The 19,596-nt window shown below is 71.3% G+C and carries 23 protein-coding genes and 1 other RNA gene; 11 read left to right on the forward strand and 13 right to left on the reverse strand.

Translation table 11 applies throughout. The features are described 5' to 3' along the window. Positions 1-7: 7 nt before the first annotated feature. Positions 8-709 carry a TetR/AcrR family transcriptional regulator gene (locus tag IF22_RS0108595; RefSeq protein WP_081883755.1) on the forward strand — a complete coding sequence of 234 codons (702 nt, stop codon included), beginning with the start codon at positions 8-10 and terminating at the stop codon, positions 707-709. 40 nt (positions 710-749) lie between these two features. On the opposite strand, the gene IF22_RS0108600 is transcribed toward IF22_RS0108595, so the two are convergent. Then, entirely contained in the window at positions 750-1,736 is a 987-nt protein-coding gene (locus IF22_RS0108600; RefSeq protein WP_030330181.1) for an aldo/keto reductase, read from the reverse strand. Between the two features lie 128 nt (positions 1,737-1,864). Here IF22_RS0108600 and IF22_RS0108605 point away from each other — a divergent pair, with 128 nt between their 5' ends. Beyond that, positions 1,865-2,713, forward strand: coding sequence for a helix-turn-helix transcriptional regulator (locus IF22_RS0108605; RefSeq protein ID WP_030330183.1), 849 nt, complete (start codon positions 1,865-1,867; stop codon positions 2,711-2,713). 116 nt (positions 2,714-2,829) lie between these two features. On the opposite strand, the gene rnpB is transcribed toward IF22_RS0108605, so the two are convergent. After that, an RNA gene (gene rnpB, locus IF22_RS33660) (RNase P RNA component class A) lies at positions 2,830-3,245 on the reverse strand. A 128-nt stretch (positions 3,246-3,373) separates the two neighbouring features. On the opposite strand from rnpB, the gene IF22_RS0108610 reads away from it, so the two are divergent. Further along, on the forward strand, positions 3,374-4,135 hold the full coding sequence (locus tag IF22_RS0108610; RefSeq protein WP_030330185.1) for a sulfite exporter TauE/SafE family protein: 762 nt from the start codon (positions 3,374-3,376) through the stop codon (positions 4,133-4,135). A 156-nt stretch (positions 4,136-4,291) separates the two neighbouring features. Here IF22_RS0108610 and IF22_RS0108615 read toward each other — a convergent pair whose 3' ends face one another. Next, entirely contained in the window at positions 4,292-5,524 is a 1,233-nt protein-coding gene (locus tag IF22_RS0108615; RefSeq protein WP_030330186.1) for an MFS transporter, read from the reverse strand. A 54-nt stretch (positions 5,525-5,578) separates the two neighbouring features. Between IF22_RS0108615 and IF22_RS0108620 the strand changes: the two genes are divergently transcribed. Further along, positions 5,579-6,040: a MarR family winged helix-turn-helix transcriptional regulator gene (locus IF22_RS0108620; RefSeq protein ID WP_030330188.1), complete on the forward strand. Its 462-nt coding sequence runs from the start codon at positions 5,579-5,581 to the stop codon at positions 6,038-6,040. A 164-nt stretch (positions 6,041-6,204) separates the two neighbouring features. Here the strand turns inward: IF22_RS0108620 and IF22_RS0108625 are convergent, their stop codons facing one another. Then, on the reverse strand, positions 6,205-7,095 hold the full coding sequence (locus IF22_RS0108625; protein WP_030330191.1) for an NmrA/HSCARG family protein: 891 nt from the start codon (positions 7,093-7,095) through the stop codon (positions 6,205-6,207). Positions 7,096-7,181: 86 nt separating this feature from the next. Between IF22_RS0108625 and IF22_RS0108630 the strand changes: the two genes are divergently transcribed. Beyond that, positions 7,182-7,730, forward strand: a complete 549-nt coding sequence (locus tag IF22_RS0108630; RefSeq protein ID WP_030330193.1) for a TetR/AcrR family transcriptional regulator — start codon at positions 7,182-7,184, stop codon at positions 7,728-7,730. Positions 7,731-7,978: 248 nt separating this feature from the next. Here IF22_RS0108630 and mctP read toward each other — a convergent pair whose 3' ends face one another. Continuing rightward, positions 7,979-9,628: a monocarboxylate uptake permease MctP gene (gene mctP / locus IF22_RS0108635; protein WP_030330194.1), complete on the reverse strand. Its 1,650-nt coding sequence runs from the start codon at positions 9,626-9,628 to the stop codon at positions 7,979-7,981. Next, positions 9,628-9,873 (reverse strand): DUF3311 domain-containing protein, encoded by a 246-nt coding sequence (locus IF22_RS0108640; protein WP_030330196.1) that lies wholly within the window; start codon positions 9,871-9,873, stop codon positions 9,628-9,630. The genes mctP and IF22_RS0108640 overlap by 1 nt, the downstream gene beginning before the upstream one ends. Positions 9,874-10,075: 202 nt before the next feature. Between IF22_RS0108640 and IF22_RS0108645 the strand changes: the two genes are divergently transcribed. Genes IF22_RS0108645 through IF22_RS0108665 form a run of 5 tightly spaced genes read left to right on the forward strand, consistent with a single transcriptional unit; the run spans position 10,076 to position 12,142 of the window. Beyond that, on the forward strand, positions 10,076-10,378 hold the full coding sequence (locus IF22_RS0108645; RefSeq protein WP_156057393.1) for a hypothetical protein: 303 nt from the start codon (positions 10,076-10,078) through the stop codon (positions 10,376-10,378). A 12-nt stretch (positions 10,379-10,390) separates the two neighbouring features. Then, positions 10,391-11,122 carry a hypothetical protein gene (locus IF22_RS0108650; RefSeq protein ID WP_030330200.1) on the forward strand — a complete coding sequence of 244 codons (732 nt, stop codon included), beginning with the start codon at positions 10,391-10,393 and terminating at the stop codon, positions 11,120-11,122. After that, on the forward strand, positions 11,119-11,532 hold the full coding sequence (locus IF22_RS0108655; protein WP_167337285.1) for a YbaB/EbfC family nucleoid-associated protein: 414 nt from the start codon (positions 11,119-11,121) through the stop codon (positions 11,530-11,532). The genes IF22_RS0108650 and IF22_RS0108655 overlap by 4 nt, the downstream gene beginning before the upstream one ends. Then, positions 11,532-11,903, forward strand: coding sequence for a YbaB/EbfC family nucleoid-associated protein (locus IF22_RS0108660; protein ID WP_030330204.1), 372 nt, complete (start codon positions 11,532-11,534; stop codon positions 11,901-11,903). Before IF22_RS0108655 ends, IF22_RS0108660 begins: the two co-directional genes overlap by 1 nt. Next, positions 11,900-12,142: a hypothetical protein gene (locus IF22_RS0108665; protein ID WP_030330206.1), complete on the forward strand. Its 243-nt coding sequence runs from the start codon at positions 11,900-11,902 to the stop codon at positions 12,140-12,142. The genes IF22_RS0108660 and IF22_RS0108665 overlap by 4 nt, the downstream gene beginning before the upstream one ends. Positions 12,143-12,159: 17 nt before the next feature. Here the strand turns inward: IF22_RS0108665 and IF22_RS0108670 are convergent, their stop codons facing one another. The 5 genes from IF22_RS0108670 to IF22_RS0108690 all read right to left on the reverse strand — a co-directional run bounded on the left by IF22_RS0108670 (position 12,160) and on the right by IF22_RS0108690 (position 16,830). Next, entirely contained in the window at positions 12,160-13,338 is a 1,179-nt protein-coding gene (locus IF22_RS0108670) for a bifunctional RNase H/acid phosphatase (RefSeq protein WP_030330208.1), read from the reverse strand. Between the two features lie 3 nt (positions 13,339-13,341). Beyond that, positions 13,342-14,079, reverse strand: a complete 738-nt coding sequence (locus IF22_RS0108675) for a zinc ribbon domain-containing protein (RefSeq protein ID WP_030330209.1) — start codon at positions 14,077-14,079, stop codon at positions 13,342-13,344. Further along, the gene (locus IF22_RS0108680) at positions 14,069-14,905 is read right to left on the reverse strand and encodes a Nif3-like dinuclear metal center hexameric protein (protein ID WP_374224276.1); all 837 of its coding nucleotides are present in this window, start codon (positions 14,903-14,905) and stop codon (positions 14,069-14,071) included. The genes IF22_RS0108675 and IF22_RS0108680 overlap by 11 nt, the downstream gene beginning before the upstream one ends. A gap of 106 nt (positions 14,906-15,011) precedes the next feature. Then, complete coding sequence (locus IF22_RS0108685; RefSeq protein ID WP_030330214.1) at positions 15,012-15,584, reverse strand: flavoprotein; 573 nt, start codon at positions 15,582-15,584, stop codon at positions 15,012-15,014. Between the two features lie 16 nt (positions 15,585-15,600). Beyond that, the gene (locus IF22_RS0108690) at positions 15,601-16,830 is read right to left on the reverse strand and encodes a helix-turn-helix domain-containing protein (RefSeq protein WP_030330215.1); all 1,230 of its coding nucleotides are present in this window, start codon (positions 16,828-16,830) and stop codon (positions 15,601-15,603) included. Between the two features lie 248 nt (positions 16,831-17,078). Here IF22_RS0108690 and IF22_RS0108695 point away from each other — a divergent pair, with 248 nt between their 5' ends. Then, complete coding sequence (locus IF22_RS0108695; RefSeq protein ID WP_030330217.1) at positions 17,079-17,750, forward strand: bifunctional DNA primase/polymerase; 672 nt, start codon at positions 17,079-17,081, stop codon at positions 17,748-17,750. A 461-nt stretch (positions 17,751-18,211) separates the two neighbouring features. On the opposite strand, the gene IF22_RS0108700 is transcribed toward IF22_RS0108695, so the two are convergent. Together IF22_RS0108700 and IF22_RS0108705 are read right to left on the reverse strand one after the other, a co-directional pair. Further along, positions 18,212-18,934: an FAD:protein FMN transferase gene (locus IF22_RS0108700; RefSeq protein WP_030330219.1), complete on the reverse strand. Its 723-nt coding sequence runs from the start codon at positions 18,932-18,934 to the stop codon at positions 18,212-18,214. Positions 18,935-18,983: 49 nt separating this feature from the next. Then, complete coding sequence (locus IF22_RS0108705) at positions 18,984-19,586, reverse strand: FMN-binding protein (protein ID WP_030330220.1); 603 nt, start codon at positions 19,584-19,586, stop codon at positions 18,984-18,986. Between the last annotated feature and the right edge of the window lie 10 nt (positions 19,587-19,596).

A 19,596-nucleotide genomic window follows, 5' to 3' on the forward strand; every position in this document is an offset into this window, starting at 1 on the left:
TGCAACCGTGGAGGATGCGAAGACCCACAGTCGCCGGCAGATCCTGGAAGTCGCAGCCGAGCTCTTGGAACGGGAGGGCGCCCAGGCGCTCTCCACCCGCGCCGTCGCAGCGGCGGCAGGCATCCGTGCCGCCTCCCTGTACCAGCTCTTCGGCGACAAGGACGGGCTCCTTTCGGCGCTGGCCATCCACGCCTTCGACCTCTACATGGCGCAAAAGCACACCGTGTCGTCGAGCGGCAACCCGGTCGACGACATGCGCCGCGGATGGGACATGCATGTCGACTTCGGCCTGAAACACCCCGCCTTCTACCTGCTGATGTACGGCACCGACCGTCCCGGCCGGCGCCCACCTGCCGCGCGGGAGGCTCAAGAACTCCTCATGACGTTCCTCGGCCGCGTCGCCTCCGACGGCCGCCTACGGGTGCCGCCCGTCCTTGCCGCCCACCTCACGCTGGCAGCGGTAACCGGCACCACGCTCTCCCTGATCGGCATCCCCGAGAGCGAACGCGACCCGGAGGTCTCACCGCGCATGCGGGAAGCACTCATCGACGCCCTGACCACCGACACGAGCCCAGCCCCGGACTCCACCCTCGCCGCTCGCGCCCTCGCGCTCGATGCCGCCCTCGGCGGGGCGGATCCAGCTGTCGTCCCGCTCCGCCCCGTCGAGACCGCACTCCTGCAGGACTGGCTCCAGCAACTCGCCCACTAGGACGAGCCGGGCCCCTCGAAGGTCATGTGTCAGACACGGCCTAGTTGCCGACGCCGAGGCTCGACATGAACGCCGCCGGGTAACGGTCACCGCGCGCGGCACCCTTCGGCACGGCCGCCTCGATCTCTTCGAGATCATCGGCCGACAGCTCCACGTCCAGCGCCGGCAACGCCTCGGCCAGCCGCTGCCGGGTGCGTGCGCCGACCAGCGGAACGATGGACGGGTCCTGCGCCGCGACCCACGCGATCGCCAACTGCGCCACTGTGCACCCCTTCGCGTCGGCAACCCGGCGCAACGCCTCCACCAGTGCGAGGTTGTGCGACGCGTTCTCGGCGGAGAAGCGGGGACTGTTATTACGCGGATCGTCCGCGCGCCCCGGCACCCAGTTCCCCGAGAGCAGGCCACGGCCCAGCACCCCGTACGCGGTCAGCCCGATGCCCAGCTCCCGCAGCGTGGGCAGCACGTCGGCCTCGACCGCCCGCGACAGCAGCGAATACTCAATCTGAAGATCAGCGATCGGATGTACGGCGTGCGCCCGCCGGACGGTCTCCGCGTCAACCTCGGAGAGCCCCACGTACCGCACGTAACCGGCGTCGATCATCTCCTTGATCGCGCCGATCGTGTCCTCGATCGGCACCGACCGGTCGAGCCGGGCCGGCCGGTAGATGTCCACGTGGTCGACACCGAGCCGAGTCAGCGAGTAGCTCAGGAAGTTCCGCACCGAAGCCGGGCGGGAGTCCTGACCGGCGAACCGCATGCCCGGCCCCACCTGCTGCCCGAACTTCACACTCAGCAGATAGCTGTCCCGGTCGCGTCCCCGCAACGCCTCCGACAACAGCAGCTCGTTGTGCCCCATGCCATAGAAGTCACCGGTGTCGACCAGCGTGACCCCCGCCTCCAACGCGGCCCGTACGGTGGCGATGCTCTCCTCGCGATCGGCCGGGCCGTACGTGCCCGACATGCTCATCGCCCCCAGCCCCACCGCGGAAACCGTGGGACCCGTGTTGCCCAGAGTGCGTGTCTGCATCGAAACTCTCCCTCATCGGTCGATGTCGGCTCCACCCTGCGCCGCTTTCCGGCCCGCCGGCAGCGGAGCGCTTATCGTGGGAGCGCCGCTCCCTGGCTCGGTGCACAGTCCCGGGGCAGCATGGAGGCATGCAGCGTGAGCAGCTCGCCGACTTCCTGCGGCGCCGGCGCGAGTCCATCCGCCCCGCCGATGTCGGCATCGCCGACGGCCCCCGCCGCCGCACCGCCGGCCTGCGCCGCGAGGAGGTCGCCATGCTCGCCGGCATGTCCGTCGACTACGTCGTCCGCCTTGAGCAGGGCCGCAGCAGCCAGCCGTCGACCCAGCTGCTCGCCGCCCTGGCCCGGGCCCTGCGTCTGAGCGACGACGAGCGAAGCCACCTGTTCCACCTGGCCGGCCACCAGCCGCCGCCCGCCGACGGCATCGCCCGCCTGGCCCGGGCCGGCCTGGTCCGCCTGCTCGACCTGGTGGGCGACACCCCCGCCATGGTCCTGTCCGACCTCGGCGAGGTCCTGGCGCAGAACCGCATGTCGATCCTGCTCACCGGCGACCACACCGGGCTGACCGGCGACCGCCGCTACGTCGCCTACCGCTACTTCACCGACCCGGTCATCCGCGACCTCCACGGCCCCGAAGAATGGCAGCGGCACGCCCGCCAGCAGGTCGCCGACCTGCGCACGGTGGCCGGCCGGCGGGCCGGCGACCCGGCCGTGACCGGCCTGATCGAACGGTTGCGGGCAGCGAGCGACGACTTCCGGCGGCTGTGGGCCGAGCACGAGGTGGCGGTACGCCGGGCCGACCGCAAGACGTTCCTGCACCCGCGCGTGGGCCGCATCACGATGGACTGCGAAACCCTGGTCACCCCCGACCTCGGCCAGCAGCTGCTGGTGCTGACCCCGGCCGACGCCGAGGACCGGGAGAAGCTTGAGCTGCTGCGCGTGCTCGGGGTCGAGGAGTTCCCGGCCGCCGCGCCGCACTGACCCTGGTCGCAAACTGCGGCCGAGCTACACAAAGACGGCCATGCGCTAGCGCCCTTGCCATGCAGCCTTGAACGGGTAATCCAGGTGCGCGGCGTCCCAGGCGGCTTGGTGGGCGACGGACGAGTCGACCTGTACGCCGGATTCTGTGCGCGGCGCGTACCCCGAGGGGTTTGCGCCGGCGGCGGCCATCCATCTCGGCCTGCCGTTGCCGGCAGGCTCCAGCGGCCTACCCGCAGACATCGGGCGGGCAGCCCTCAAGCGTCTGCGCCGGGTCGTCATCTTGCGGTGACGGCCCTTGCTTGGCCTTGCTCCGGGTGGGGTTTACCGAGCCACCCCGGTCACCCGGGGTGCTGGTGGGCTCTTACCCCACCGTTTCACCCTTACCGTCCCCGTTGGGGTCGGCGGTCTGTTTTCTGTGGCACTGTCCCGCGGGTCGCCCCGGGTTGCCGTTAACAACCACCCTGCCCTGTGGAGTCCGGACGTTCCTCGGCGGCGGGCCGAAGCCCGCCGACGCGGCCGCCCGGTCGACTCGTCCGTCGCGCTCTCATCCTAACGACGAGCGTGCTGCCGGTATTGCCGCCCCGCCTGGGCAAGATCGCCCAGTTCATGGAACGGTCCGCCGATTCCGTCTCGCGGGGCGACGGCTAGCCTCGTGGGGCTATGGATCTCTCCCACGCCGCGCTGCTGCTCGCCGCCGGTCTCGCCGCTGGCACTGTCAACGCGGTGGCCGGTGGGGGTTCGCTGATCACCTTCCCGGCGATGATCGCGGTCGGGTTGCCGCCGGTGCCGGCGAACGTCAGCAACTCCGTCGCGGTGTTCCCCGGGTACCTGGCCAGTGTGGCGGGCAGCCGGCAGGACCTGCCGCGTCCCCGTGCGCTGGCCACGCTGGTGCCCACCACCATCGTGGGCACGATCGTCGGGGCGTTGCTGTTGCTGGCCACTCCGGCCCGCGCGTTCGAGTTGGTCGTACCGTTTCTGGTCCTCGGCGCGACGGCGGTCCTGGCGTTCCAGGATCCGCTGCGCCGGCTGGTCGGTCACCCTCGGGACATGTCGCCACGCCAGCGGACGGTCGCGGTGCAGACGATGGTCGCGCTGGGGGCGGTGTACGGCGGGTACTTCGGTGCGGCGCTCGGGGTGATGCTGGTGGCCGGGCTGGCCCTGGTGCTGGACGCGACCCTGGCCCGGGTGAGCGCGATCAAGAATCTGCTCTCCGCGCTGGTGGGGTGCACGACGCTGGTGGTGTTCGCCCTGTTCGGCCCGTTGAACTGGGCGGCGGTCGCGGTGGTCGCGCCGGCCACCCTGATCGGTGGGTACGCGGGCGCCCGGCTGGTCCGTCGGCTGCCGCCGGTGGTGCTCAAGACGGTGATCGTGGTGTTCGGTACGACGATCGGCCTCTACCTGCTGTGGCGCGCCCTGAACTGAGGCCGGAGATCCGCAGGCTCCACCCCGACGCCAGCCAAGATCCGCGCAACATCAGGGAAAGTGCCGCCTCAATCGCCGTTGAGGCAGCAGTTTCCCCGAAAGTGCGCGGATCTTGGCCGGCGGTCGCGAGCCCGGGGTGGCGGGGCGGCGCCGGCGTCAGTAGGCCTCGCCGACCGGCTCCTCGGCGGTGTTCTCGGCACTGGCGGCGCTGCGGTTCCAGCGGGACCAGAGCACCCGCTCGCCGTAGCCGGCGGCCATCACGTGCGCGAAGGCCAGGTAGACGAGCACGCCGACGGCGAGCACCCCGAAGCCGACCCAGAACGGCAACGAGAGCGACTGCTCGGCGAGCTTGCCGGAGATGATCGGTGCCGGCGCGGCGGCACCCCAGCGGACCAGGTTGAACGCGCCGGTGGCCACCCGACGGTCACTGGAGCCGAGGCCGAGCGCCAGGTCGGTGAGGTTGGCGTTGGCGAGCCCCATGCAGAGCCCGGCGAGCACCAGGACCACGAGCGACTCGGCGGTGCTGCTGGAGGTGGCGAAGAGGACCATGCAGACCAGCAGGCCGGCGATGGCCACGCCGACGGTCTGTACCGCGCCGATGCGGTGGGCCAGCCGGTGACCGATGACCAGGATGCCGGTGGCCAGGCCGAGACCCCAGCCGGTGAACGCGAGCCCCAGCGGGATGATGTCCAGGCCGAGGAAGAGCGGCGTGTAGCCGAGCACCACGAAGAACACGAAGTTGTACGCGGCGGTGACCGCGCAGAGGGCGATGAACGCCGGCCGGCGGTAGGTGCTGAAGATCTGGCCGAGGCGTACCGGGGCCTGTCGGTTGGTGGGTTCGCGGAGTTTGCGGGAGGCCACGCCGAGGGCGAGGACCATGAAGACGCCGCAGACGAAGAACGGCAGCCGCCAGCTGATCTCGCCGAGCAGGCCACCGATCAGCGGACCGACGGCGAAGCCGAGGCCGAGGGCGGTTTCGAAGAGGCCGACCACCCACTCCCGGTCGATGGCCAGGTTGACCAGCACCACCATGGCGGTGGCGAAGAACATCGCGTTGCCCAGCCCCCAGACGCCGCGCAGCACGGAGAGCTGCACGATGTTGTCGCTGAACGAGGCGAGGATCGCGGCGAGGCCGACCACGGAGACGCCGGTGATGAGCACCGGTTTGAAGCCGAACCGGCCGCTGGCCAGCGTCGCCGGGATCATGCCGAGGGCCATGACCGCGATGTACGCGGTGAACAGCAGTTCGACCTGCCAGGCGGTGACGCCGATCGCGTCGCCGATGGCCGGCAGGATCGGGTCGACGACGGCGATGCCGGCGATGGCGAGAAAGGCCACCAGGGTGGTGGCGTAGATGGCACTGCGGTTCGGTTCGGAACGCCGATCCACTCCGACTCCTCAGATAGCTGTATCGTACAGGCATTTATTCTGTATCATACAGCTATGAGCGACGACAGTGACGAGAGCACCCTCGGCCAGATCGAGACCGAGGTCGCCCTGCTGATGCGCTTCGGCGAGGCCACAAGGCGGGCCACCGGCACCGCCGAGCACCGGGTGCTGGACCGCGCGGCGTACGTCATCCTGCGCCACCTGGCCGACGCCGGCCCGCAGAACGTCTCGGCGCTCGCCGCCCGACTCAACCTGGACGGCTCCACCGTCACCCGGCAGGTGTCAGCGCTGCAGCGCGACGGCCTGATCACCCGTACCCCGGACCCGTCCGACGGCCGCGGCACCGTCATCTCCCCCACCCCGGCAGGCCTGCAGCGGATGGCCGCCGTGCAGGCCGCCCGCACCCGGCTCTACGGCGACATGCTGGCCGACTGGAGCGCCGAGGACCGCGCCACCCTCGCCGTCCTCCTGGGCCGCCTCAACCAGGCCCTGATAAACCGCAACCGCCCCCGCTGAACGACCCGCGACACCTGTGCCACCACCAAGATCGCGCAAGATCCTGGTGGTAGTGGCATCCCTCGCGGTCCGACAGCACTACAACAAGGATCAAGCACGATCTTGACGGTGAACCCGCCGAGCCCGCCCGGCCACCCGCCGAGCCCGCCCGGGCCGGCCGGGTTTCAGGAGAACGTTCGGCGCGCCCAGGCGCGGAAGTCGGTGGTGGGCAGGCCGAGGGCGCGGGCCATCTCCGGACGGGCCGGGCTTCCGTTCTCGTTGATCTGCTCGACCGCCTTGACCATGGCGGGCAGCAGGCCGCGCTCGACAGCCTCCTGCGGGGTGAGCACGGGAGCGGTAACCGCCCGGCCGGTGACCTCACTCAGGATGGCCGCGATCTCGGTCATGGTGAGCAGGTCGCCGGCGAGTTCGACGTCCAGGCCGTCGAGCTTCCCCGGGTTGGTGAACGCGAGCGCGGCGGCTTCGCCGATGTCGTCGACGGCGATCCACGGCATCCGCGTGTCTTCGGCGAAGCCGGTGATGATCGTGCCGCTGGACCAGTCGCCGAAGAGGTAGGACCAGCCGAGCAGGTTCTCCATGAAGGTCGAGGGCTTCAGGATGGTCCAGTGCGCGAAGCCACCGGAGCGCACCATCTCGTCGATGGCCGCCTTGCTCTCCCAGTAGTGCGTGTCCCACCGGCCCTCAGCCCAGCCGGGCTGGTTGCGGTGGAAGTCCCCGGCACCCGAGACGCTGCTGTGCACGACGTGCGCCACGCCGGCCCTGCGCGCCGCCTCGACGACGTTGCGGCCACGGGTCACCTCGGCGTCGCCCTGCATGTCCGTCACATCCGGATACGGGATGGAGAAGAGGCCGTCCATCCCGTATGCCGCGGCGAGCAGCGAGTCGGCGTCGTCCAGGTTGCCAGTGACCAGTTCGGCGCCCCGCTCCCGCAGGGCTTGGGCGCCGTCGGCGCCCGGATCGCGGACCAGGGCGCGGACCGGGACGCCACGGTCGAGCAGCGCCCGGGCCGTGGCCCCGCCCTGCTTGCCCGTCGCGCCGATGACGAGAACAGCCATGATGCCTCCCACGAAACAAGTGGGGTGTCCCCCCACTTTTCGTCGGCTACGATACGGGGGACCACCCCACTTCTGCAAGGCGGGTCATGAGAGCGGACGCGAAGCGCAACTACGACCTCATCGTCACGGCGGCGTCCGAGGCGATCGCCCGCGACGGCGCGTACGCCTCGCTGGAGGAGATCGCCCGATCCGCCGGGGTCGGTTCGGCGACCCTGCACCGGCACTTCCCCACTCGGTGGTCGCTGCTCCAGGCGGTCTTCGGCGGATGTGTCCGCAACCTGGCGGCGCGCGCCGGAGATCTGCTCGCCGCGTCGGACGCGCTCGACGCGCTGACGACCTGGCTGCACGAGGTGACCGCGTACGCCACGACGACCCGCGGCCTCGCGGACTCGCTCCTGAACGAACCCGCCGAGGAGTCCGAGACCTGCGGCGCGACGCTCGTCGCCGCCGGTGAACCACTGCTCCGCCGAGCCGTCGACGAGGGATCGGTACGACCCGGCATCACCATGGCCGACCTGATGATCCTCGCCAACGGCATCTCACTCGCGGCACAACCGATGGGCGCGGCCAAGGCGGAACAACTGCTGACCCTCGCCCTGCGGGGAATCGGGCCAGCGGTCCGGCCACAGCCCTGAGCCGTCGCCGGCCCGGCCCGGCAGCCCTTGCTGACCCCGCCCTCGCTTCCTGCCCATGGTGGAGGGTGCCTGATTCGTTTGCGACATCAGCTCTACAGCATCTGAAGGCACCTCACTGCCCCCGCGACAACGCCTTCCACAGCAACGACCCGAGACGACCACCCCGAGACGACCAGACCCAGACGATGGCCTGGACACAGATACGCCCGGGCACCGACCCCCGTCGGCACCCGGGCGTATCAGCGGTGTCAGGCGACCGGCTCGCGGGCCGAGTCGGCGTCGCGCTCGGTGCCCGGGGTGACCCGAGGGTCGCCCTCGTCGGCGAAGTAGTCGTCCGGCTCGGTGCCGTCGATCCCCTCCTCGACCTTCGCGGCCCGCAGCACCAGCGTCACCAGCGCCGCCACGGCCAGGTTCACCGCCACCGCCACGATGCCCACGTAGATCGTCTTGGTGGTGTCGAACCCGAACTCCGACAGCGGGAACGCCGAGCCACCGAAGTGCTTCCGGGTCGGGCTGGCCACCTGGTAGAGCATCCACATGCCCAACCCCATGCCGACCGCCCAGCCGACGATCAGGCCGGTGCGGTGGAACCAGCGGGTGTAGAGGCCCAGCGCCACCGCCGGCAGCGTCTGCAGGATGATCACGCCGCCGATCAGCTGGAGGTCGATGGAGAACTGCGGATCGAGGAACACGATGCAGGCCACCGCGCCGACCTTCACCACCAGCGAGGTGATCTTCGAGACGTTCGCCTCCTGGGCCGGGGAGGCGTCCCGCTTCAGGTACTCCTTGTAGATGTTGCGGGTGAACAGGTTCGCCGCCGCGATCGACATGATCGCCGCGGGCACCAGCGCGCCGATGCCGATCGCCGCGTACGCGACACCGGCGAACCAGTCCGGGAACTGCTGGTCGAAGAGCAGCGGCACGACGGTGTTGCTGTCGACAGTGCCCTCCTTGGCACCGGGCAGCGGCTTCACACCGGCCGCGATCGCCATGTAGCCGAGCAGCGCGATCAACCCGAGCAACAAGCTGTACGCGGGCAGCGCCGACATGTTCCGCTTGATCACGTCGCGGTTCCGGCTGGCCAGCACACCGGTGATGCTGTGCGGGTAGAGGAAGAGCGCCAACGCCGAGCCGAACGCCAACGTCACGTACTGAAGCTGGTTGTTGCCGTTGAGCAGGATGCCGTCGTTCGGGTTGGGCGAGGCGTCGAACTTCGCGTCCGCGGCGGCGAAGATGTCACCCCAGCCGCCCAGCTTGTACGGCAGGTAGATGACCGCCACCAGGATGACGATGTAGATCAGGCTGTCCTTGACGAACGCGATCAGTGCCGGCGCGCGCAGCCCCGACTGGTACGTGTACGCGGCCAGGATGGCGAACGCGATGATGATCGGCAGGTGCCGGGCCAGCGCGTTGTCGCCGGTGACGCCCATCGTCTTGAGCACCGCCTCGATGCCGACCAGCTGCAACGCGATGTACGGCATGGTGGCGACGATGCCGGTGATCGCGATCAGCAGCGCCAGCACCGGCGAGTCGAACCGGTTGCGGACGAAGTCGGCCGGCGTGACGAACCCGTGCCGGTGCGACACCGACCAGAGCCGCACCAGCACCAGGAAGACCAGCGGGTAGATGACGATGGTGTACGGCACGGCGAAGAACCCGGCCGCACCGGCACCGAACATCAACGCCGGCACCGCCACGAAGGTGTACGCGGTGTAGAGGTCACCGCCGACCAGGAACCAGGTGATCCAGCCGCCGAAGCTGCGCCCACCCAACCCCCACTCGTCCAGGTGCGCCATGTCCTTCGGAGCCCGCCACCGGGCGGCCACGAAGCCCATCACGCTCACCAGCAGGAACAGGAACGAGAAGACGATGATCTCGGTGAGATGGTCCCGCCACATCAGTGACCTCCCCGCTTCTTTGTCATCTGGTAGACCAACGTGGTGGTGCCGACGCCGAGCAGGATGAAGGCCAGTTGCAGCCAGTAGAAACGCGGGAAGCCGAAGACCCGGGGCGAGTCGCCATTGAAGAAGACCGGGACCAGCGGCACCACGATGGGAATGAACAGCAACCAGTTCCAGGGGCTGTGGTCCTTCGCCCTGGTCGGCGCCGTGGTGGTGGGCGCCTCCGGTTCGGGTGCAGCCATCTGACACACCTCCGGGGAGTCGTGGATCTCGATGTAACGGCCGGAGGCTACGGCTTTGTGGCGTCCGTCACGTGACCCGTCAGGCGCGTCGTGCGCCGAGCGGCGAGTGTGGTGCGCCGAATGACGCCCCGCCGGCACGGGACAGCGCAGACGGTGCCTGCCTACTAGCCTGATGGCGACCAAGGGTTGCGGGGTGATCACCGTGTCGCGGTACGAAGTCGAGGCCATGCGGGCGTTGGGCACGTCCTTCAGCACCTACGCCGACGAGCTGGACCAGCAGACCAACTGGGCACTGTCCGGGTTGGAGATGCCGTCGGCGGCGTTCCCCCTGTTCGCGTTGTCCGCCGTCGACGACTACGAACGGTCCCTCTCCGCCGTTGGCGCGGTGACGGCCACCCTGCGCGAGACGTTCGAGGCGATCGGCGCCGCGTTGCAGCGGGTCGCCGGGCACTACGACCAGTTGGAGGCCGACCAGGCCGACGGCTTCCGACGCCCGCACAACTGAGAGGGGCACGAGGTGTCCGGTTGGGACGAGGGCTCGTGGACCGACCCGAGCAGCGACGCCTTCGACACGCTGATGGTGCGCGGTCTTGTGGTGGCCGTGACGAGCACGTTGATCGTCGCCCTCGAACCGTCCGGGTCGGGGATGGCGGCGGCGTCGGTGGCCGCCCTGCTGGTAATGCCGAACGTGGTCGACCCTGAGCCGTGGTTCAACAACTCGGGCACCTGGGGCGAGCTGAAGAACACCTACGACAGCATGCACGCGCAACTGCTCAGCCAGGTTGAGAAGCTGAACGGCTACTGGGACGACTCGGCTGCCCGCCAGTTCCACGCGTTCGCCACCGGCGACCTGTTGCCCGCCCTGGATCGGCTGACCCAGACCTGCGCGCTGATGGATTCGTACTGCGCGCAGATGGCCGTCGGGGTCAGCACCACGCTGGCGGCCTTCCTGGTCGGCACGGCCGCCGCCATCGGTGGTGCGATCGCGGCGAACGCCTCCGGTCCGGTGTCGCCCGCGGTCAAGGTGGCGATCTTCGTGGCCTGGGCGGGCTTCGCGGTCGCTGTCATCGGCCTCCTGGTGGGTTTCGCGTTGCTGGTGTGGCAGTCGGCGAAGAGCCTCGGCGACGCGAACGACGCGCTCGCCAACAAGTTCGCCGACCAGGCCGGGAAGATCGATACCCGCAGCGTCCAGCTGCCCGAGTCGTTGAAGATCGAGATCGGTGATCCGAGCAGGTGGGAGACGCGGTGACGGGGGACGCGGAGGCGATCGCGGCGGCGGCGCGGGAGGCCCAGCGGCAGGGCTACACGGAGGCGTCGCTGCGGCAGGTCCAGAGCCGGGTGAACGAGCTCAACGAACGGGTGGCGTCGCTGCGGGAGGAGAGCGTCTCCGCCAGCGACGGGACGGGCACGGTGACCGTCCGGGTGACCGGCGACGGGGAGGTCGCCGGGGTGTACATCAGCCCACAGGCCATTCGGGACCTCGACGCGGACGCGCTCGGCAACGCCTGCGTGGAGGCGGTCCGCGAAGCCCAGACGCGACTCGCCGCAGTGCTCGGCGAGCGACTTCAGGAGATCACCGGAAACGACGGGGTGGACCAGGCGGTCAGCCTGCGGCAGGCCCTGGACGAGTTCCGCACTGCGGCGGGGAGGGCCAGCTGATGGGGCGTCCCGATCTGGGCGCGTTGACCCGACAGATGAACGCGCTCATCACCGCGACCGTGGAGTTCGCCGAGCAGGCCGCCGACCGGAGGCACGTGGTCTCGTCGCCCGACGGGGAAGTGACAGTCGAGATGTCCGGCAACCGGGAGCTGCTCACCGTCCGGATCGACCCCCGCGCCCGTCGCACGGTCGACAACCTGACCCTCGGTGACCTGGTCGCCGAGACCATTCGGGCGGCCGGCCGCGAGGTCGACCAGGCCCGGCAGGCACTGCTGGATTCGTTGCCGATCGGCGACCACCGGGTCGGTGAGGTGCTGCGCGACCCGCAGCGCCTGCTGCGGAACGGGCCTGGCGCGGAGGCGGCGAGGTGAGCCGCCGACCCCGCTCCCCCCGGGCCAACAGCGCGATCCTGCTGGTCTGGTTCGTCGCCGTGACCCTGCTGCTGGGCGGGCTCGCGCTCGACGGCGAGATGCCCGGCCTGATCCGGCTGGCGCTGGCGCTGCTCTGGGCCGGTCTCGCCCTGCCGACCCTCTACCTGCTGCGGTGGCTGCACCGCAGAGGCACCGCCGGGCAACCGGCCCGGCCAGGGCAGGACCGGACGAGCCGGTGAGCCCCGACCGCCGCTGATCAGAGCGCGGCGAGGTGGGCGGTGTCGTTGACCGTCCGCACGGCCACGCCGCCGTCGGGCCACATGTCGAGCACCGAGATGCCGGCCGCGTCCAGGAAGAGCCGGTGCAGGAAACCGTCGCCGGCCGCGAGGGCGTCGCGCAGCACCAGCTTGATCGGCGAGACGTGGGAGACGACCACCACTGTCTCACCGGGGTACGCGGTGAGCAGTCCGGCGATGACCCGGTTGGCGCGTTCGGCGACGTGGGTGAACGACTCCCCGCCCGGCGGCGCGATCCGGGGTGAGGCGAGCCAGGCGTCCATCTCCCCCGGCCACTGGTCGCGCACCTCGGCGAACGTGCGCCCTTCCCACTGGCCGAAGTCGCACTCGATCAGGTCGTCCTCGGTGCGGACCGGCACGTCGCCGAGCGCCCCGGCGATCGCCGCCGCGGTGGCCGTACACCGGGACAACGGTGAGCTGAGCACGGCCGCGACGGACGGGGCCAGCTCCGCCACCCGGGCACCGGTGGCGCCGGCCTGGGCCCGGCCACGCTCGGAGAGCGGCACGTCGCCGCGCCCGGAGTAGCGTCGCTGCTCCGTGTACGGGGTTTCGCCGTGCCGGACCAGGATCAGCCGGGTGGCGGTGAAGGTGGGCCGTGGCTCCCAGGAGGCCGGCGCGGTCGCCGGGTCACTGCCGGTCGCCGGCTGGCCGGCGCCGCGCGACGCGGGACGGCCCACGGTGTCAGCCGACGCGGGACGGCCGGTGGTCGCGGTGGCCGGTGGGCGGCCGGCGGCGGCGTCCATGGCGGCGTTGGCGAGGGCGTCGGCGTGCCGGTTCTGCTCGCGCGGGATCCAGCTGAACCGGACCGCAGTGAACCGGCCCACCAGCGCGGCGGCCTGGGCGGCGAGGGGCCGCAGGCCGGGGTGCTTGATCTGCCACCGGCCGCACATCTGCTCGACCACCAGCTTGGAGTCCATCCGGACGTCCACCTCGGCGGCGCCCAGCTCGGCGGCGGCGGTCAACCCGGCGATCAGGCCCTGGTACTCGGCGACGTTGTTGGTGGCCGTGCCGAGCGACTCGGAGCGCTCGGCGAGCACCTCGCCGGTCTCCGGGTCGCGGACCACCGCGCCGTAGCCGGCGGGGCCGGGGTTGCCCCGGGACCCACCGTCGGCCTCGACGGAGACCACGCGCGGCGCCACGACCTACAGGCCCGACTCGTTGGTGCGGACCATGATCCGTCGGCAGTCCTCGCAGCGGACCACGTCGTCGGGGGCGGCCTTGCGGATCCGGGCCAGGTCGGCACCGGACAGCTCCAGGCGGCACCCGCCGCAGCGGCCCGCGGTGAGCAGCGCGGCACCCAGCCCGGTGTCCTCGCGGATCTTGTCGTAGAGGTTGACCAGCTCGGCCGGGAGGTCGGCGGCGAGCGGCTGACGGGCGCCCCGCTTGAACTCCTCCTCCTTGGCGATCTCGGCCAGTGCCTCGTCGCGGCGCTGTTCGGTGGCGGCCCGCTTGTCCCGGGTCTCGGCCAGCCGCTGCTCCACGCCGTCCAGTACGCCCTGCGCGGTTTCCCGCTGCTCCATCAGCTCCAGCTCGGCGTCCTCCAGGTCGCCCTGGCGGCGCTTCAGCGACACCAGTTCGTGCTGGAGCGCCTCCAGCTCCCGGGCCGGGCCGGTGCCGGCGGCCAGTCGGTTCTCGTCCTTCTCCTTGCGGGCCCGGACCTGCTCGACGTCCTTCTCCAACCGGGCGATGTCCCGGTCCAGGTCGTCCACCGCAACCTGGGCGCGGACCCGCTCGTCCTCCATCGACGACAACTCGCGGGCCAGCGCCTCCAGCTCGGCGCGCTCGGGCAGCGAACGCCGGCGGTGGGCGAGCTGGGCGAGGTTGGTGTCGATCGCCTGGAGGTCGAGCAGGCGGCGCTGCACCTGAGGGTCAGCCTTCACGGTCGGGCTCCTTGTCGTCCACAGCGGGTGCGGCGGCGTGCACGGTCCACGGGTCGGTGTCCAGGTCGGACACCAGCGTCTCGACGTCCAGCGCCTCCCGGAGGAAGGCGGCCAGGTCGTCCAGCCACGGTCGTTCGGTCGCCCAGTGGGCGGCGTCGATCAGGGCGGGACCATCGGCGGCGAGGTGCTCGCCAGCCGGGTGGTGCCGCAGGTCGGCGGTGAGGAACGCGTCCACCCCGGCGGCGGTCGCGGCGCCGAGGAAGCTGTCCCCCGACCCGCCGCTGACGGCGAGGGTACGAACCATACGCCCGGGATCCCCCGCCGCGCGAACTCCCCAGGACGTGACGGGGAGCACCGCGGCGGCGTGCCGGGTCAGTTCGGCGAGGGTCATCGGCTCGGGCAGCTCGCCGATCCGGCCGAATCCCCGGTCGTCACCGTGGGCGGGCGAGCCGGGCGCCGGCCGCTGGAGTGGGCGTGGACCGGTGAGCCCGAAGCGGGCGGCGAGGGCGTCGGAGACACCCGGGGAGGCGACGTCGGCGTTGGTGTGCGCCGTGTAGAGCGCCACCCCGGCCCGGATCAACCGGTGGATGATCCGCCCCTTGAAGGTTGTCGCGGCGACCGACGACACCCCGCGCAGCAGCAGCGGGTGATGCGAGACGATCATGTCCGCGTCCGCGGCGAGCGCCTCGTCGACCGTCTCGGGCACCACGTCGACCACGCAGAGCACCCGGCGGACCGGGGCGGCCGGCTCGCCGAGCACCAGGCCCACCCGGTCCCACTCCTCCGCCCAGACCGGCGGAAAACGCCGTTCCAGCTCGGCCACCACGTCGCCGACAGTGGGGGCGGATCCGCTTGTGCTCACGGCGGGCCAGCTTACCGGCGTGGCGGCCACCGGGCGGTGACACCCGGCCCGGCCGCGTCGGACGGACGCCCTAGGCGGCGGTCCAGGAGACGGTCTGCAACGCGGCCAGCGGCATCGCCCAGGGGAAGGCGTGCATGTGCTGTTCCCCCGTCCCGGGCGGATGCAGCGCGATCACGTCGTCGCCGAAGAGCACGGTGACGCCCCACTCGGCCAACCGGGCCACCCCGGCCCGAAACGCCGGGTGGCAGGCCATCGCCGCGTTGGTGTACGGCACCGCCACGATGGGGACGCCCTTGCCCTGGGCCTCGACCAGCAGCCCGAGCGCCAGGGTGTCGGTGATCCCGGCCGCCCACTTGTTGACCGTGTTGACGGTGGCCGGGCAGACGATCATGGCGTCGGCGGGCGGCAGCACGTCCGGGTCGCCGGGATTCTTGTAGTGCGTCCGCACCGGATGGCCGGTCTGCCGAATCAGGGCCGACTGGTCGACGAACTTCGCGCCGTCCGGCGTGGTGATCACGCAGACGTCCCAACCGTCCTGTTGGGCGAGGTCGACCAGACGACCGACGTGCCGTGCCAGCGGCGAACCGCAGGCGATGACGTAGAGCACCTCGCGGTGCCCGCTGTTGCGCGTTGTACCGGCCATCAGACCGGCTCCGCGCTCATACCCCTACTCCCATGTGCTCAGCCAACTCCGCTACCGGAGAAGGCGGCGCACCACGTGTGCGACGGAGGATGTCCGACATCACCTCGTGCGCGATCGGCCGGCAGCGGATCTCCGACGGGGCGAGCCGATCACCGAGCAGCAGCATCTCGCCGGCGTTCGCCACGTCACCGATCTGGGCGTAGCCGCGGGCGATGTCGAGCAGGTGGTGGGCGCGACGCTCGGGCAGCAGCGCGTTGAAGGACGGCTCCGCGATGCGCAGCCGGTGCACCTCCACGGCCCGCCCACCGTCGCCCAGCTCCACTGCGGCGGCGGCCCGGTGCAGCTCGACGTTGGTCGGGCCGAACGACGTCCAGTAGTGGTTGTGGTCGCCACCGAGCAGGTTGGCCGCCTCCTGCGCAGCGTTGATCAGGTCGTCGACGCTGGCCGAGTCGCCGATGCGGGACGCGGCCATCGCGCCCTGGAGCAGCAGCATCCCGTAGACGGAGAGGCGGGCCGGGGAGACCTCGTTGCTCCCACCCGGTGCCAGCCGGTTGGCGATCTGGACGTTCAGCTCCAGCGCGGGACGGGCCCGCCCCATCGCGACCAGGGCGTTGCACACCCGCGTGGTGGCGATCCCGGCCAGCAGGGGGTCGTCGGCGCGCTGGGCCACCGCCATCGACCGGTCGGCGGCCAACCAGGCGAGCTCGCACTCGCCGAGCTTGCGCAGCACCGAGGAGGCGATCTGGTAGACCTGGCCGAGCAGGTGGGCCGCCTCGGCGGCCTGCTCACCGCCGTACGCGGCGTCGGCCGCCTGGGCGTCGCGCAGCAGCTTGGGCAGCGCCCGGGTGAGCATCCCGTAGCGGCCGTACTGGTAGGTGAGCCAGGCGTGGTTGACGGCCTTGCGCATGTCGTCCATCGGCGGCGGGAACGGCGCCGCGTCGAAGTACGCGCTCATCGAGTCGTAGCGTTCCAGCGCCGCCCGGATCTCCTGCACCTCGACCTGGTCGATGCAGTTGAGGGCGTCGGCGCGGCGCTCCGGATCCTTGCCCATCAGCAGCTGGACGTCCATCTGGAGGATGTCGGCGATCTCGTAGAGGACGGAGAACTTGTCCAGCCGGCGGACGCCGCGCTCGACCTTGTCCACCCAGCTCTTGGACTTGCCCAGCCGGTCCGCGAAGACCTGTTGGGACATCTTGCGTCGCCCCCGCCAGTAGGCCACTCGCCGTCCTATGGGTAGCTCGTCCATCTCCCCATCCTCCCCTGCCACCGACGACCAATCGAGTCGGGGCGATGTCCGCGGGTGCGGCGGCCGCTTTTCACTTTCAGGTTTTGGCTGGTCGCACAGGATGTACGTCAGCCGTACAGCTGGTCCTCGTACTTTTCGTGCAAGTTGCACGAGCCGTTCGTCAACCTCAACGATCGTGGGTTACGGCAGTGACGGTGCTCGACATGCGACCTGGCGAACGCCGGGACCGACGAGAGGAGTTGGCACACATGTGGGGGAATGTCGGACCGCGCGTCGCCGAACTGTCGCCGCTGGAACGGGTCCGGCTGCGCCGGGTCGCCATCCGGTACGCCGCACACGGCTGGCAGGTCACACCGGGCGCCTGCCTGGCCCGCAGCCGTTTCGTCTGCGGCCGGGCCGGCTGTCCCACGGTGGGCTGCCATCCCGCCCTGGAGAACTGGGAGCTGGCCGCCAGCGCCGACCCGGCCCGGGTCGCCACCTGGTGGCGGAGCCGCCCGCACGGGGTGCTGCTGCCCACCGGTCGGGCCTTCGATGTGCTGGAGGTGCCCGCCCACCTCGGCCGGCACGTGCTCGACGCGGTCCAGATCCACCCGGCCGGCACCGGCGTACGCGGGCCGGTGCTGGTCACGCCCACCGGGCGGTGGATGTTCCTGGTCCGCCCCGGCGACCCGCTCCGGCCGGAGTTGGAGCACTGCTTCCACGTGGTCCGGCACGGGCCGGGCTCGTGGATCCCCGCGCCGCCCACCCGACTGCCGGAGGGCACTGTCCGCTGGGCGGTCGCCCCGGAGCAGGCCCGCTGGCAGCTTCCGGATTCGTACCTCGTGCAGAACACGTTGATCGGCGCGCTGCGCGCTACCGGGGTGACGCTCACCCCGGACCTGCTCCCCGGTCACCTGCCGCTGCCCCGACGAGGCATGTGAGACGGGCCCGCCCGACGATTCGATCCGGTGGCCGACAGCGTCGCCGGAGCGCCGGTCCTCGTTGACAGGGGGACGGTGCGAACGCGCGCCACGAACGGGGGAACGATGTCCACCAACGACAGGGCGCCTCATCCCGGCGGCACCGAGCCGCCCCGGCGCAGCCACCGACGGCACCGCTGGGCCGGCACCCGACCGGCCGGCTCCCGCCCCGGCCGCCCACGCCCCACCGGCTCCCGCCCGGCCGGCACCCACCGCCCCCTCCGCTGACCCCGCCCGCCCCTCCTCTCCCCCACGCCCCACGCCCCGCCCGCGCCCCGCGATCTTGCACTTTCTGTCCCGACAATCTCCATGCAACGGGACAAAGCGCCAACCGAAACTGCAAGATCGCGGGCGTGAGGGGTGCGGGCGTGAGGGGTGCGGACGTGAGGGGCGCGGGGCCGAGCCCGAGGGGGCCGAGGAGGTCAGTCGGTCAGGGGCAGGTCGACGGACAGATACTGGCGGGCGTTGTCGGTGATCGCCGCGTGGGTGTGGTCGTCCAGGCGGGCCAACCAACCGAGGCCGGGGGTGCCCATGGCGAGGGCGGCGGTGGCGTACGCGTCGGCCACCCCGAGGTCGGTGCCGACCACCGTCACCGAGCGCAGCCCACTGGCCGGCGTTCCCCGGCGCGGGTCCAGCACGTGCCGGCCTCGCTCGTACACGCCGGAGGTGGCCACCGCCAGGTCCGTCCCGGTGAGCACCAGGCAGGCCGCCATCGCGTCCCACGGGTGCCGGATGCCGATGCGCCACGGCTCCCCGGACGGCGACAGACCCCGCACCCGCACGTCACCGCCGGCGTTCACGCAGTGGTTGACGGCGCCGGCGGCGACGAGGCGGTCCGAGGCGACCTGAGCCGCCCAGCCCTTGACGAAGCCGGACGGGTCGAACCGACCGGTGGCGTACGCGTCGAAGAACCCGTCGGTGGCGCCCCACAGGTCGGCGCAGGTCTCCAGCACGTACCGCAGGTCCGCGGACGCCTCGGAGAGCAGCACCTCACCCCGGTCGAAGCGGCACACCTCGCTCGCCGGCTGGTAGGTGCTGAACCGCGCGTCCACCTCGTGCATCCAGGCGAAGACCTCATCGGCCAGCTCGCGCAGGGTCGCCGGGGGCAGATCGTCGGCGAGGTCCACTGTGACGGCCGTACCCATGATCTGTTCGACCCGGCACAGCCCGGGCCGGGTCAGCGTGGCCCGCACGTCAGAATGCCTGCTCGATGGCGGACCGCAGCGACTGCTTGTAGGAGTTGCTGGTCTCGGTGGCCCCGGAGACGGTGTTGAGGTTGGCGTTCTGCTTCTGCACCACCTCTCCACCGCTGCCGTCGTAGCGGTCGCGCACGTCACCGCTGTGGATGTCGGATTCACCCCCGCTGGGCAGCGACAGCGCGACCGCCTCGACGATCCGGTTACCCGAGACGACGATCTGCACCTGCACGTACCCGTACTCGTTGTCGAAGCCGTTGCCGGTGACCCGGCGGGTGGTCGGCTGGGGTGCCTTGGTGGTACGCGGGGTGCTCGGGGCCTTCGTCGTGGTCTTCGTGCCGGACGGGCGGGCGGTGGTCTTGCCGGGCTTGGGCGACACCGGCGCGTCGGCCGTCTTCGACGGCGTGGCCACCTCCCCGGCCGGGTCCGTGCCCGGCGCGGCCGGGTCGGCGCTCGGGTCGGCGCCCGGCGCGGTGGGGTTGACCGGCTGGGCGGTCGGCAGGTTCTGGGCGACCTGGGTGGCGCCCGGCGAGCCCTTGAACACCACCAGCGCGGTGGTGCTGGCGGCCAGGCCGGTGATCGCGAGGAGCGCGCGACGCATGGGTATGCCC

The organism is Micromonospora parva (assembly GCF_000718515.1).
In the GTDB taxonomy this organism is placed as follows: Bacteria; Actinomycetota; Actinomycetes; order Mycobacteriales; family Micromonosporaceae; genus Micromonospora; species Micromonospora parva.

Excerpts from the sequence above, each read along its gene's own strand:
- IF22_RS0108600 (WP_030330181.1), bottom strand. The coding sequence starts at position 1,736 with ATGCAGACACGCACTCTGGGCAACACGGGTCCCACGGTTTCCGCGGTG.
- IF22_RS0108605 (WP_030330183.1), top strand. The coding sequence starts at position 1,865 with ATGCAGCGTGAGCAGCTCGCCGACTTCCTGCGGCGCCGGCGCGAGTCC.
- IF22_RS0108610 (WP_030330185.1), top strand. The coding sequence starts at position 3,374 with ATGGATCTCTCCCACGCCGCGCTGCTGCTCGCCGCCGGTCTCGCCGCT.
- IF22_RS0108620 (WP_030330188.1), top strand. The coding sequence starts at position 5,579 with ATGAGCGACGACAGTGACGAGAGCACCCTCGGCCAGATCGAGACCGAG.
- IF22_RS0108625 (WP_030330191.1), bottom strand. The coding sequence starts at position 7,095 with ATGGCTGTTCTCGTCATCGGCGCGACGGGCAAGCAGGGCGGGGCCACG.
- IF22_RS0108630 (WP_030330193.1), top strand. The coding sequence starts at position 7,182 with ATGAGAGCGGACGCGAAGCGCAACTACGACCTCATCGTCACGGCGGCG.
- mctP (WP_030330194.1), bottom strand. The coding sequence starts at position 9,628 with ATGTGGCGGGACCATCTCACCGAGATCATCGTCTTCTCGTTCCTGTTC.
- IF22_RS0108640 (WP_030330196.1), bottom strand. The coding sequence starts at position 9,873 with ATGGCTGCACCCGAACCGGAGGCGCCCACCACCACGGCGCCGACCAGG.
- IF22_RS0108660 (WP_030330204.1), top strand. The coding sequence starts at position 11,532 with ATGGGGCGTCCCGATCTGGGCGCGTTGACCCGACAGATGAACGCGCTC.
- IF22_RS0108685 (WP_030330214.1), bottom strand. The coding sequence starts at position 15,584 with ATGGCCGGTACAACGCGCAACAGCGGGCACCGCGAGGTGCTCTACGTC.
- IF22_RS0108690 (WP_030330215.1), bottom strand. The coding sequence starts at position 16,830 with ATGGACGAGCTACCCATAGGACGGCGAGTGGCCTACTGGCGGGGGCGA.
- IF22_RS0108695 (WP_030330217.1), top strand. The coding sequence starts at position 17,079 with ATGTGGGGGAATGTCGGACCGCGCGTCGCCGAACTGTCGCCGCTGGAA.
- IF22_RS0108700 (WP_030330219.1), bottom strand. The coding sequence starts at position 18,934 with ATGGGTACGGCCGTCACAGTGGACCTCGCCGACGATCTGCCCCCGGCG.
- IF22_RS0108705 (WP_030330220.1), bottom strand. The coding sequence starts at position 19,586 with ATGCGTCGCGCGCTCCTCGCGATCACCGGCCTGGCCGCCAGCACCACC.